The sequence below is a fragment of the Paenibacillus sp. 453mf genome, from assembly GCF_900116105.1.
Classification (GTDB): domain Bacteria; phylum Bacillota; class Bacilli; order Paenibacillales; family Paenibacillaceae; genus Paenibacillus; species Paenibacillus provencensis.
The window spans coordinates 209,620-223,240 of sequence record NZ_FPAC01000006.1 but is presented as its reverse complement, the minus strand read 5'-3'; the positions used below and the strand labels follow the sequence as shown (position 1 = coordinate 223,240).

Below are 13,621 nucleotides of genomic sequence, written 5' to 3'. Positions count from 1 at the left end.
TATTCAGTAATATGCTTATCTTGTGTCCTATTGGTTCTGGTGCAACAACTACAACTGAGAATTCCTATGGATCTCCTCATAGTAAGCTCTGATTATGTCTTGAGTATACTTAGTACATATATTTATATTCCGCTATATATTCAGTAACATAATCATTTTCAGTTATGCTTCTGAGTAAAACGACTATATCTGTCTGCATCTCCCATAAAGAAATCTCGTTAGAGTAAAGCTTTATTTAATTTCGAAATATTCATAAAACATATATTTATATTCAGTTGAATATTCAGTAACATGTTTAATTTTATAATTAATGCTTCTAGGGAAACTACTTTCGTGCTGCGTCCATAGCTTCTATATAGGGAAGCAGTGAATAGCTCTGAAATTGTTAAATGCATACACTTATATTCAGTAATATATTCAGTAACATATTTAAATTTCTAGTTATGCTTCTGAGTAAAGCGACTATAACTGCCTGCATCTCCCATAAAGGAATCTCGTTAGAGTAAAGCTTTGTTTAATTCGAAAAATTCATAAAAATATATTAATATTCAGTTGTATATTCAGTAACATATTAATGTTACTATCGTAAATATTTTTGGTTGCTCGTCCATAAAGGGTTTCTATATAGAGAAGCAGTGAATTGTTTTGAGATTGTTAAATGCATACATATATATTCAGTAATATATTCAGTAATATATACAGTAATATTTTTATGTTTATACTTCTGGGTACAAAACTATGTCTGCAACCCCATATAAATTAGATTTGATTCTCTATTTATGTGCCCAGGTAATGGATGAGGAGGTGTAGAGAAGGGACAGTGCAGGAACTACGATTTATCCAATGCAGGACTTTTTTCAAGATATAGCTTAGTTAAAAAAAATCTTGAAGAAAAAGGCGGATCTAGATCTCAGAGTGGAATGACAGTTCATACAGAAAGTAATTCGACACAAAATTGCTTTGTGCAGTATAGTGGTGCACCAGGAGGTTACATAGCTTTATGAGGAACATACAAGCAAGGAGTACCCCAACCATATTGATGTAGGAGAGAAGTTTCGAGGACTAAAAAGATACCTGGTGAGATTGCTGGATACTTACCAATACCCTCCCACTGAAAATAGCGGATATTCTATTCATCGGTCCACGGAGAAGAACTCTCAAGTCTTTATGAAAGATACCTAAAAGTACCGGCAGATATCCTATCTTTCAGACTATGTTTCCCAGATCGGCAATATACAAAAAGTGGGCAAAAACATAGGCGGCATGGAGAATGTCGGAAATCATAAATAATGCCCTTCCAATTTCCAACTGGGGAAAGGATAGGGCAGAAAACTTTGTTTTCAAGTTACTCGCCTTTTGGAATCGCAAGTGCGAAACCACGAGATAGGTGCGAGAAAAGAAGGAGACTAAGGACCCTTCTTCTCGATATTTCCTAAGCTACTTTTTTTCACCTCAATCAGTACATCCATATTTCTTTTATAATCCTCAATCACTTCTCTGCGACGAAGGACTACCTTTTTTGTTGAGTCGTTAAATTTTCTCCAGGCTTCTATAGCCGTTTCAGCTGCTCTCACCGCATTAATACCGGGACCCCTCCTCTGTAACTGAAGAATCAACTTTCACTGCAAATTATCTAAATTTAATTTTCCTTCAATACGCTGGATTTTTACATTGAAAATTATTTAAGTAGATGGTCATTTCGTGATGAAGTTTCACGAATAAAGACAGATATTATATTCGGGCCATTGTAAAGTAGTTAAGAGGATTAACACGACGAAGATCAAGTTCAACGCCAGATTTATCAAACCATTTGTTTAAAGAAATATCGTGCCATAAGAAACGCTCAAAAACCTCTTCAAACGCCTCTTTCTCTTCGCAGCCCATAAATTCAAGAGAACGTGGTTTTTTCTCTGAGTAAAAGAGGACCGGTATGACCTCTTTAGCATTTATTCTTTTCATAGATTCTATTGAGCGATATTTCTTTGCGAAATCTAATGCCTTAGAAATCCCACCGGTCTCATACTCGTCATATTTGAGATAGAGATAGATCTGATGCGATTGGGAATCTGACTGTGTCACTGTAAAAAATGGCTCCCAGCCAATTTCCTTCATCTCATTCTCATACAAAAAACAAAAGCTGGAAACCGTATTAGAATTAACTAGTACCTTAGATGGTTTCGGTTGACCGGTGAATCGAGAATCGTCAAGTAAAGGTCTGAGGTTTGAATTAAGTTGCTTCCTATACAATTCATTTGAGTTAATGTGAGATAAGACTAATGGTTCTAAAGTTTCCATATTGCCTACATAGAGATTTAAGTAAGTAGACCAAGGGCCGATTGCATTCATATAATTCCGAAATATGTTTTGCCAACGCGACCAGATACTTTGTCTGGCTGTTGTAATGAAAAATATAGAATCCGGTATAGAGGAGGCTAGGGATTTTCTATCAATACCCTGAGCGATGTAATTTAAAAATTGTTGATATCTCGAGAATTTCTCAAATAAAAAACTACCTTTCTCAGTACCCATATCGAACTCTACCCATGAGTGAAACTTTTTCTGCCCATCCTTAGACCTGATAATGAACTCTCCGTCTGGACGGAAAATTTTTTCAACCTGTTTTTTTTCGCCATCATCTATTGTCGTATAACCAACAGAAGAATACCGATTATCAATAAAGTCAAAGGAGAAGTTATGCTTAATTGCAAGCAATTCCATGAGAACGTTGAAATCAACACCAAGCATATGATGTTTTAATAGCCTTTCTTTCGGAGGCCGGTAAAGGTTGTAAGGGAAATAACCATGCTCTTTGTCCCAGCCTGTTCGATGATATCCCTCAATCTGTGGAATATCAAGAAGGTGGTATGCAATTGATAGACCGTCTTCCGAAAGAGAAAAGATTCTTTGATCGTTCTCTGGATGCTTACCCGCAACCACCACAAGACCACTTTTCTGCAGCTCCGCTAATCTATTCCATATACTTCTTAAACGAGGAACTCTTAGTTGGTCCCACGTGAAATGGGGATATGTTAATGGGATGTCCGATGAATCAAGCAAAAAATATAGTTGGTATGCAGTAAGGCTTCTGTAAATGAATAAACGTTCAATAATATGACTCTTTGTAGGACTTAATTTATGGATCTTTCGAATGTCCAAATCTAGTGACAACTCCTTTCGAACTTTCTCTTGATTATGGCATGTATTTACTTACCTTTCCGTACGGTTATTTCTTGTCACCAAAATCAAGTAACTAGAGGTTAGCAAATAAAACCTTTATCTACAATGCTTCTGTCGACCTTTTGTGAAGTTATAGACTGGTGACAAATCTAGTGACAACATAAGTGATTTTCTTAGTGATGGCATCACCTGGTTTATCATCATAGTTGTCACCAACAATGTCGCCAAAATAGAGACGATTTATGAAGAAATAAATTTTAGGAATAGATTTGATGGAATTACATAATAAAATCAAATTCCAGACTGTGCATTTGGATCAATTATCTTGCTTATATCCAGTATTATATTTTTGAGTTACCTAGAGGTGAGCTTAATATCACCCAGAGTTCACCCTATCTTTTTCTCGGTGAATAATAGAACAGATAATTATAATAATCTCAAGATATGAAAACGTAAGAATGCAGCAACTACACAGCGAAGAGGAACTTGCATATAGAATTATCTATGAATAAATGGGGATTGATGTAATATATATTCTATAATTTGCTATCTGCATAGATACCATATATGCTTAAGGTAACCCAAAGGTCACCCAAAGGTGACTGAGAGGTGACCTAAAATTTCTGTAAGGGGGTGGTGTGGTGTCATCTCGATTTTACTCAGATGAACACTATCAGGCATTCTATTCAAGGCTAACTCAACAACATATTCACGTATTAATGGTTATAACTGAAAATAGCTACATAGCTAAGAAAGATATTATTGAAAAGCTGAGTTCAGAGTATTCCAAAAATCCGATTGTAGCAGCTATTGATGCTTTGCTCTTTGCAGGGTTGATATCCTACAGATATAGTAGGAAGCAACATCAATATTATCTGTCAGCGGATGGAGTTGCCTTTAGTGAATATGCCAATAATCAATTACAGGAGGAAAGTCAAAATGGGACTCTCGAATAGTAAAGTTCTTAATTATATGAATGAAAGTGGTTTGATTACCGATGTATCACTTCGTTTCGGAGTAATCGGTGCAGGACAAAAAGGAAATAAAGATGCAGATATTTTCGCTGGGTATACTTATGCGGATGGAACACAAATCTATCCAAGCTTAGCAATCAATTTTTCAAAAACAGATATGATCCACCTCAAGAACATTCCTGAAGAAGATCGAGTTCATTTTGAAGGATTTAAAGGAGCAGCGAGAACACCATCACTGGTTGTTGAGACATTCGATCCAGAAATTAATCCTGGAGCGGTAAAGCTTCGCGATCAACTTGTACAAGCTATGGAACGTAAATTCGAGAACATAGATCACCTTATCATTTGCGCAGGTGCGGGAGGAGGTTTTGGTACTGGATTCATCTCTTTAGTTCTCGGACTTATTAAGGAGCAGTTCTTCCCAGTACCAATTACTCTATTGCTTTCAGTTCCAATCGATGATCCTACAGAAATGTCCAATGCAATTCTTCTTATGTCTGAACTCAATGAATTCAAGAAATTACAAGATGACCTTTTCGGACCAGGTGAAGAGAAGCCAATTGGAAGCTTTATCATCACAGATAACAAAAAATTGTATACTGATTTTTCGAGTAAGAAAGAGCATCGTATTAACACTGATGCACTTATTTCTTGGAAAGATCAAGGAAACGACGCAATTATCAGCACAATTCATGAAGCAAACGTTATTCCAGCGAATTTCGGATCAGATAACGTGACTTACGATCCTTCAGACTTTGTAAAGCTCATTCAGTTGTCAGGTGGATTTCTTAGTATCCACAAAGCCAGTATTGAAGCTCCTTACGATGTTCAAGATCTTAAAACAAAAATGAAGAATAGTATTAGTCGTGGATACTTTGCTTGTGACCACAATTATGATACTGCAACCATGTACGGCGGATTCGTATTACGGCCTTCTGGTGCAGAAATTTTCAAAGACGTAAAAACAGAACAAACAATTAAGCAAGTAATTAATGAATTTTCTGGAACCGCTCAAGGGAAATACGGTGATCCTATCTGGCACGACAATTATGCAGTGGTCTATACAATGTTTTCTGGAATGATTATGCCTAATCGAATTGTAGAAATGACAAAAGAATACGATGCTATATTAGAAAAACAAAAACAAGTAAAGAGTAAGGAAATTGAAGTAAATATCTCTGGAGCCATGGAATCCGTGAAGCAATCGTCCTTTAACCCATATCAAAAACGCAACGGAAATCGTTTTGGTGGTTCTGGTGCTGCTGGAATGGGAGGCTCAGTCTTCAGTCGGAAAACAAATGAAGATGCTGCTTCGGCATCAGAAGAGGTTGCAGTGACTGAAGAACAACCGAAGAAAAAATTCGGTTCAGGTGGAGGACAGGCTACACCAGCTAACCCCTGGGCAAAGATAAAAAAATAGTATAAACAAAAAAACGACGCCGGTAATTACTGACGTCGTTTTTATCTATGCGAAGTACCAGTTTCTATAAGTGATGTTTATTTTCTTTCATCAACTCAAGCACAATGCGCAAGCCGGAATTTATAACTTTAGTAGCGAAGCCTTTTTTCTTACCTTTTGAAATTTTATCGAGTTCCTTTAGCAATTTATTATCTATCAAATAAGTCCTACGTGTATGCGTTTCTTCTACAGTTAAATCATTTGTATTGGCGAGTGTAGAGAGAATGTTGTTAATTCCAGATGCAGAAGCAGACTGCTTTTCATCAGTAAATTGAGTGTTACTTGAAGGATTAGTAATTCTTGCTTCATTAATGTTAGGTTTATCTATATCTGTGCTGCTAGAGAATGTCGAATCCACTGACAAAGAAGAATTTTTCTTTTCATCAACGATAGCTGCCTCACTCTCTCTTATATCATTTTCTGATAGTTGATCTGTTTGAGGCAATGCTGACATAACACCTTCGGGTTCTTCGACTGGAGTAGTTGTTAAATTTTCTACTTTGTTATCGATTTTAACTTCTTCCTTTGTAATTTCAGAGCCTGGGAGAAGATGATCGTTGAGAATTCTCATTTTTTGCGAAGAGCCTGTATCTTTAATGTCATCATTCAACAAACCTTTAAATAGCTCCCTTTTCGACACGTGTCAACAGCTCCTCTAAATATAATTGATATTGCTCTAACGCATCACGATCTTCTCTTGTACTGTTTTGAATACCTAGTATAGAAAATTCTTTTATACGATTTCTTCTTTTAATAACGGTCTCAAACATCCAGTTGCCGTAATCCTCTCTTGCTTGATCAATAATAGAAGTATCTATCTTTGTACGTGTATCACTCATACTTGGTAAAATGCCTGCCAAGTTCAGCTGAGGACTTATCTTTGTTTTTATCAATTCGACAAGTTGAAGGTAACGAGGAACAGCTTTAAAACAGAGAGGCTCCGATTGTAACATTACAACAACATAATCACTCGCCACTAATGCCGAAACTGATAAATCACCTAAGTTTGGTGGCTGATCAATAACAATAAAATCATATCGATCTTTAACGATTTCCAGTGTTTCTTGTAAAGAGGAATGAACGTGTCTTTTCATTTCATTCATTCTGTTACCTAAAGTTGATAGAATATCATCTGCAGGAAGCAGGTCGAGATTTTCACGTACATTAACTATATATTTTTCAGGATCTCTCTCTACTATGGCGTCTAGTACAGTTTGTTCCTCAAATTGATATATATCTTTACCAGAAAGAATCTGAGTGGTATTACCTTGTGAGTCAAAATCAACTGTTAATACCTTATATCCTCTTTCAGCGAGTAGATAACTGGTAATACAAGTCGTAGAACTCTTACCGACTCCGCCTTTTTGCACGCCTATCGATATCGTTGTTCCCATATAAACCTCCGCTTGTATAAATATACTTAACTTCTATTTTGAAATAATGTTGGAGCAGAGTCAATACGTTATTGAATATAAACAAGAATACAAATAGTCACACAGATTTAAATATAAACATAATTAGTAAATAGAATAGATATATGTGTAAATAAATGAATAAAAAAGTATTCAGTTTATTATTAGTCAGTTTAATTATTCATGACCTGTTGACACCTTCAAATCAATCAACTATTATTGTTTGTATAAATAAACCGAATATGATCCTAGCGGATCTCGAAAAGCGAAGCACGCTTAATGCCAAAAGGCATTTAGCGTGCTTTTTTTAGTGCGCCCGGCATGGGCGATAGCTCGGCGGTGAAAGTCCGCTACAGGCTTGGCAGTAGGAACTGTTAGCCAAAGGCAAGGGTGTCCGCCGCGAGGCGGAATCTGAAGGAAGCCGGAGGCAAACCCTCGGTCTGACGAACAGGAATCACATACAAGGCATGACGGGACGGACGAGCTTGCTAATCAAAGCGAAGTCCAATACTGCCCGAATCCCGGCATGTAAATGTGGCAGATGGATGAGGGGAAGGCTATCGCTCTTACCCGGGGAGGTCTCACAGACGTCCGGTAGGAAAAAAAAAAAATCCGAAAAGACGGAGTAAAGCTTGCTGTGAGAAGTCAGCAGAGGCCATAGTACCGAGAAGTTTTTTTTTTTCGGGAAGGGCCGAACAATCGTAAGCCTCGAGTATAGACTGGAAGGAGCATCGGCACGATGAAAGCAGAATACCGAAAGGGCTGCCTGCAAAGGGATAGCATGGAATGCGAAGAGTATGCGGGAGCGCGGAGTGCCGGCACTCGGGAACGTAGAGAAAGAGGCGGTGCAACGGACATGCTTGAGAGGATACTAAACAGGGATAACCTGAACAAGGCCTACAAGCGGGTCAAACGTAATCACGGAGCACCGGGAATCGATGGAATGACAGTCGAGGAGGCACTACCGTGGTTACGGGAACACAGAGAGGGGCTTTTGGAAAGTATCCGGGACGGAAGCTACAAACCAAACCCGGTACGGCGTAAAGAAATCCCGAAACCAGATGGAAGTGGAGTGCGGAAGCTCGGTATCCCTACGGTAATAGACCGCGTGATTCAGCAAGCGATATCGCAGCAGCTACAACCCCTGTTCGAACCGTTATTCGCGGAAGGAAGCTATGGCTACCGCCCTGGGCGGAGTGCGCAGCAAGCCATTCGCAAAGTAAAAGAGTATGCGGAGCAGGGATACGACTACGCAGTAGAAATCGATCTATCCAAATATTTTGACACGCTGAACCATGAGCTGCTTATGAATCTTTTGCGCAAACAAATCCAGGACAAGCGGGTAACTGATCTGATCAAGAAGTATCTCAAAAGCGGGGTCATGGAGCACGGAGTGCGGCGCGAAACGGAAGAAGGATCACCTCAAGGTGGCCCGCTATCGCCGCTGCTGGCGAATATCTATTTGAATGAGTTCGACCAAGAGATGAAAAGCCGAGAAGTGAATGTGATCCGCTACGCAGATGACATTGTAGTGCTGGCGAAAAGCAAACGTGCAGCAACGCGGCTGTTGGAGTCCTGCCAGAAGTATCTAGAGAAGCGAATGAAACTTCAGATAAATCGACGGAAAAGCAAAGTCGTAAGCATCGTGGCCCGAAAGCATTTTAAATTCCTTGGTTTTGCTCTGGGAAAGAGCAGGGACCGAGTACACATCCGCGCCCATGGACAATCTCTTGCGAAAGCAAAGAAGAAACTGAAGGAACTCACGAAACGCAGCCAGGGCAAGAATGTCCGTCAAGTGATGGAGCAGGTGAAGGTCTATATTCGCGGCTGGATAGGTTACTTCTACGTAGCGGACATGAAACGGACTCTGCAGAGATGGAACGAATGGTTGAGAAGACGATTCCGTATGTACATCTGGAAACAATGGAAGAAGCCAAGAACAAAGGCGCAAAACCTGCGAAAACTGGGAATACCGGAGTGGCAGGCCTACCAATGGGCAAACTCACGACTGGGATACTGGCGCATCGCCGGAAGCCCGGTGTTGTCTCGTTCCATAACAAACAAAAGGCTCGCACAAGCAGGGTATTATGACTTCCCTGCTCAGTACGAGCATTTACGTAACTTGCACTTAAGCGGTTGAACCGCCGTATACCGAACGGTACGTACGGTGGTGTGAGAGGTCGGCTACTCAATTAATGGGTAGCCTCCTACTCGATTGTTCATAAACCCTCTAGAAAGGGGTGAGTAGAGGCAATGGATTTAACACCAGGAGAACTTATGAGAACATACCGGAACAGAAAAAACCTAACTCAAGAAGAACTTGCAGAGAAGGTCGGTTCTTATCAGGTAAGAATAAGTCGTTTGGAAAATCAGTTAGAGTTGCCGACTGACAAGGAGATTGAGGATATAGAAAGAGTTCTGGGTACTTCCATCTGGACGAACCAGAAAGGGGATGCAATGAATGGAGCATGAAACAGAGCGTGAACGAAAACGCAATGTTATCATTGCGACTCCTAAACCAGACCTTGGTGAAGGTTTAAAGAAACATTTTGAGATTGAAGGGATAAATGTTCTCGGAGTATATGTCATCATAGAGCATCTTATTGAAGACCTTCATTCTTTCAAAAACCAACCTGATTTTAAGCTAGATGGATTGGTCATTAACAGTTCAATGGCTAAGAAAGGAAAAGATAAGCGGCTTGAGTTTTTAGCAGACGTAATCGAGAAAATAAGAGATGACTTTAGTGAGACCTCTATCATCTTCCTGTCAGATGAAACACAGGGTCATCCATTATTAGCTGAGTTAGTATCGATGGGCATCTACAACATATTCGCAAAGTCTGCGCAAAAGTCGGAGTCTTTAAATGTCAAACAGTTGATTCGTTGTATTGATCATCCCATGCTTTACAACGAAGTAAAGAAATTTCGTGAGTTCGACAAAGATATCCCCTGGAGGAGATTTGTAAACGGCGGTCAGTCCATCACAATTAATGTTAATTCTGCTAAAGAAAGCATGCATGAAAAACAAGAAGCAAAGGCAGTACCTAAAGAAAAACGTATTCCTACTATTAATAGTGATTCTCAAACAATCACCGACGAGAGTTCTCCAACAACAACTGTTAATTCTTTGGAGTATGGGAAGCAAAAGGGTACGGAAAACTTACAATTGCCTGACATATTAGAGGAAGATCTCGAAGAAGAAGAATTCCTCTGGACTTTACCTCCTGTGAAACCAAAGGTGATTGTCCGAGATCGTATCATAGGCAAACAGATAATTGCTGTAGCAGGAATTGATAGAGGAGTAGGGACGACGCATACAGCGATTCTTATTGCTAATTACTTTGCATCGCAGGGGTATCAAGTAAAGTTAATCGAATGTAGTGGCAACAGCGAATATGTCTATATCGAGAAATCCTACGAAGGTAAAAACGTAGATTTGAATCGATCTGACGAATTCCAAATTAACGGAGTTACCTTTGTCAAGAACGACGATGAGATAGACATGGCTTCACAATTAACATCAGAACATACACATATTGTTTTGGATCTTGGTCTCTATGAAAACTCTAACTATATTGAAGAGTTTCATCGTGCGGGAGTGCAGCTACTTGTAGGGTCGGGGAGTGAATGGAAGCAGCACACATTGAAAAAATTTATAACTTTAAATCGCGCTGATATTCAACATAGATGGAAATTCCTTATTCCCTTCGTAGAAAAACAAACAATAGACGATATCCAGGGCGAAATCAAAGAATTTTCAGTTCGAGCCATCCCTTATCATCCAGATCCCTTTATGGAGCAGGATAACACGGGGGAATGTTTCGATGAACTATTTGAAGGTCGAGTAACAAAAAAACGTAAGATAATCAAAATCAGCATTGCAATTCTCGGGATACTTGTATTTGCAGGAGTATCGATGTATTTCACTTTATAGGAAGAGGTGTGTAAGACGTGTCAGTAATCAGGCAACGTACGAAAAACCTGTTAGCAGCTGGCGTAGCAGGAGCAGTCATTATGGGTGTCATTTTTTCTGGAGGGGCTGTATTCGTATATAAACAGCAAGCAGAGGAAAAGAAACAGATCAGGTCTGAATACGAGCAGAAATTGCAAGAAACGGAACAACTTTTACAGCAGGAACTTGCCGTTAAGAAAAGCGTTGTTGTCTCTTCGGGAGAGTTGAAAGCCGGTGTGAAACTTACGGAGAAAAATCTAAAAACTGTGCAAATCTCAGAAAAAGATGCTCCAGCCAATATGATTCAAAACCCTGATGATCTTGTAGGTAAAGTTGTAAAGATTGATGTTGGTGAAAATACACCGATTATTAGTTCCATGGTGTTTAATGAAGGTCCTACACCAGCTGATCTTCGTTTCCATGAATATAATGTCATGATTCTCCCAACGAAACTCCAGAAAGGACAGTACGTCGATGTACGGATATCATTCCCTACTGGTGAAGACTTCGTAGTGCTTTCTAAGAAAAAGGTCGAAGACTTGTCTGGTACGACTGTCTGGTACGACATTAATGAGTCAGAACTGTTGGTTATGTCCAGTGCTATCGTAGATGCTTACCTACAGGGAGCAAAGCTCTACGCAATCACCTATGTCGATCCGTTTTTGCAAGACAAAGCAATCCCGAATTATCCTGCAAACGCGAAGGTAATCGACCTAATACAATCTAATCCAAACGTGTTAGAAAAGGCAACAGAACAGCTAGGTAAAGTTGCAAGAAATACGCTCGAGAACAATCTCTCACAAATATCTGAAGTTGATCGGATGAAAATTCAGAATGGAAGCTTGATTCTCCAACAAGAAGTGGCAAATAACCGAATAACAAATGAGCAAAATAACCAGGCGCTTTCCGAAGCGCGAGGCGGTGTCGGATCAGATGGTACTCCTGTAGACACAAGTACTCCGTTAGTGACACCTGAATCACAACCGACAAGTTCAGGAATTCAAGAGGATCAAATAGTACAGCCGAACGATTCGCAAAATGACCAATCTGCTGATGATATTCAGAAACAACAAGATGTTTTTGAACAACCGCTAGTTAAATAGAAAGGAAGCCTCCTATGAAGAATGCATTATTCATTGGTTCCACGGATATAAGCGATCTGCTGCAATATGCGAGTAAAATATTAACGGTTTCAGGAAAAAAAGTGCTTCTTGTTGACGGCACTGAAGAAAGATACATCCGGTACGGTACTCCACTACCCAATGAGAACATCAAGGTAGTTGAGTTTGAAGAATTTGATGTTGCCGTAGGGTTTGAAGATATAAAAGAGTTGGATGAATATTTGGTAGAACATCATCAATATGAATCAATTATCCTACACTTCAGCGGTAATAAATTTCTTGAGTGGAACGACTTCCAACGTTTCGATCATAAATACATTGCAACATCTAGTGAAAAGATGTCCCTCGATAAGACGATAAGGTCCCTTCAAACCCTATATGAGGAAACAGAAAAGGATGAGCAACAAATACAATTCACAAAAATCGTCGTTAATGGCATTGAGTCCGATCTAGCGTCAGAATATTTAGAGACTGTATTAGGACCATTGCCAATCAAATGGGCTGAAGAAGTAATAGAACTTTACTTCGATGAGATTGATTATTCTATTAAAGTCAATAATCAACACGAAGGAAAGATCAACATTCGCAAATTATCGCGTCACTACAAAAGAGCTCTCGAGGACTTAAGCGAGGCGCTCTCAGATATGGAGACACGGGAAATGAAAGCTGTCATGAAACAAGTTATAAGGAGGTCATACGGATGGGGCAAATAGCATTTTGGAGCGGCCGCCACGGTCAAACAGGTAACTCAGCAAATATGATTGCGGCGTCGAGCATACTAGGTATCGAATACGTAACTCGTACACTCATTTGCCATACTCAATGGGAAATGTCTTCTCTTGAGTCGACGTTTCTAAAAGACAAAAAAAGTTCGGAAAATATAGAATACACGCGGAAGGGCATCGACGCTCTCGAGCTATTAGCGAAGAGCGATAAACTTGCTCCGACAGCTGTAAAGGATTATACGGATACCATTCTAAAGGATCGCTTGGAACTACTACGAGGTACATCCAAACCTAACGAAGAGATGTTTAATTCTGTCCTTGATGTAATCCAAACAATTTTAGATGCTGCGAAGAACTATTACAATCTCACTTTAGTAGATGTCAATAGCGGCATTAAGAATAAGTTCTCAAACGTGGTCTTGGAGCCATCAGATCTTGTGGTTGTTAGTTTAAATCAGAACAGAGCCGTACTGGAGGAGTTCTTTAATAGTCCTCCACCATTCTTGGAAGATAAGACATATGTAATTGTACTTGGACAATATGATCGACATTCGAAATATTCACTATCAAATATCAGCCGTATGTTTAAACCGAAGGTTCCTATTTTTACTGTTCCTCACTGCACTGGTTTTATGGATTCTTTGAACGATAAGACAGTTATTGAATTCTTTCTGAGAAATAAGAATATCACGAACTCTCACGATAATTATTATTTTATGAGCGAAGTTCGTAGATTCTCGAAAGGGATACTTGATGCGGTCGGTCTTGATACGAAGATTTTTAGTGAAAAGGGGGCATGAT

11 protein-coding genes are annotated in these 13,621 nt (G+C 39.4%); 8 read left to right on the top strand and 3 right to left on the bottom strand.

Going from position 1 to position 13,621, the window contains the following annotated elements; genetic code table 11:
- Window positions 1-1,731: 1,731 nt before the first annotated feature.
- Window positions 1,732-3,156, bottom strand: a complete 1,425-nt coding sequence (locus tag BM415_RS20730) for a replication-relaxation family protein (RefSeq protein ID WP_090727516.1) — start codon at window positions 3,154-3,156, stop codon at window positions 1,732-1,734.
- 662 nt (window positions 3,157-3,818) lie between these two features.
- Here BM415_RS20730 and BM415_RS20725 point away from each other — a divergent pair.
- Together BM415_RS20725 and BM415_RS20720 are read left to right on the top strand one after the other, a co-directional pair.
- Window positions 3,819-4,133: a hypothetical protein gene (locus tag BM415_RS20725; protein ID WP_090727515.1), complete on the top strand. Its 315-nt coding sequence runs from the start codon at window positions 3,819-3,821 to the stop codon at window positions 4,131-4,133.
- Window positions 4,117-5,571 carry a hypothetical protein gene (locus BM415_RS20720; RefSeq protein WP_090727513.1) on the top strand — a complete coding sequence of 485 codons (1,455 nt, stop codon included), beginning with the start codon at window positions 4,117-4,119 and terminating at the stop codon, window positions 5,569-5,571. Before BM415_RS20725 ends, BM415_RS20720 begins: the two co-directional genes overlap by 17 nt.
- Before the next feature lie 64 nt (window positions 5,572-5,635).
- On the opposite strand, the gene BM415_RS20715 is transcribed toward BM415_RS20720, so the two are convergent.
- Both BM415_RS20715 and BM415_RS20710 read right to left on the bottom strand, forming a co-directional pair.
- A complete protein-coding gene (locus BM415_RS20715) occupies window positions 5,636-6,250 on the bottom strand; it encodes a hypothetical protein (RefSeq protein WP_090727512.1) in 615 nt (204 codons plus the stop codon).
- Window positions 6,228-7,004 (bottom strand): ParA family protein, encoded by a 777-nt coding sequence (locus BM415_RS20710; protein ID WP_090727510.1) that lies wholly within the window; start codon window positions 7,002-7,004, stop codon window positions 6,228-6,230. The genes BM415_RS20715 and BM415_RS20710 overlap by 23 nt, the downstream gene beginning before the upstream one ends.
- A 757-nt stretch (window positions 7,005-7,761) precedes the next feature.
- Here BM415_RS20710 and ltrA point away from each other — a divergent pair.
- The 6 genes from ltrA to BM415_RS20680 all read left to right on the top strand — a co-directional run bounded on the left by ltrA (window position 7,762) and on the right by BM415_RS20680 (window position 13,620).
- Window positions 7,762-9,162, top strand: coding sequence for a group II intron reverse transcriptase/maturase (gene ltrA, locus BM415_RS20705; protein WP_047911907.1), 1,401 nt, complete (start codon window positions 7,762-7,764; stop codon window positions 9,160-9,162).
- Between the two features lie 113 nt (window positions 9,163-9,275).
- The gene (locus BM415_RS20700; protein ID WP_090727819.1) at window positions 9,276-9,494 is read left to right on the top strand and encodes a helix-turn-helix transcriptional regulator; all 219 of its coding nucleotides are present in this window, start codon (window positions 9,276-9,278) and stop codon (window positions 9,492-9,494) included.
- On the top strand, window positions 9,484-10,956 hold the full coding sequence (locus BM415_RS20695) for a P-loop NTPase family protein (RefSeq protein ID WP_090727817.1): 1,473 nt from the start codon (window positions 9,484-9,486) through the stop codon (window positions 10,954-10,956). Before BM415_RS20700 ends, BM415_RS20695 begins: the two co-directional genes overlap by 11 nt.
- A 17-nt stretch (window positions 10,957-10,973) precedes the next feature.
- Complete coding sequence (locus BM415_RS20690) at window positions 10,974-12,077, top strand: SAF domain-containing protein (RefSeq protein WP_090727816.1); 1,104 nt, start codon at window positions 10,974-10,976, stop codon at window positions 12,075-12,077.
- A gap of 14 nt (window positions 12,078-12,091) precedes the next feature.
- Window positions 12,092-12,808, top strand: a complete 717-nt coding sequence (locus BM415_RS20685; protein WP_090727814.1) for a hypothetical protein — start codon at window positions 12,092-12,094, stop codon at window positions 12,806-12,808.
- Window positions 12,796-13,620, top strand: a complete 825-nt coding sequence (locus BM415_RS20680; protein WP_090727812.1) for a hypothetical protein — start codon at window positions 12,796-12,798, stop codon at window positions 13,618-13,620. The genes BM415_RS20685 and BM415_RS20680 overlap by 13 nt, the downstream gene beginning before the upstream one ends.
- The last annotated feature ends 1 nt before the right edge of the window (window position 13,621 follow it).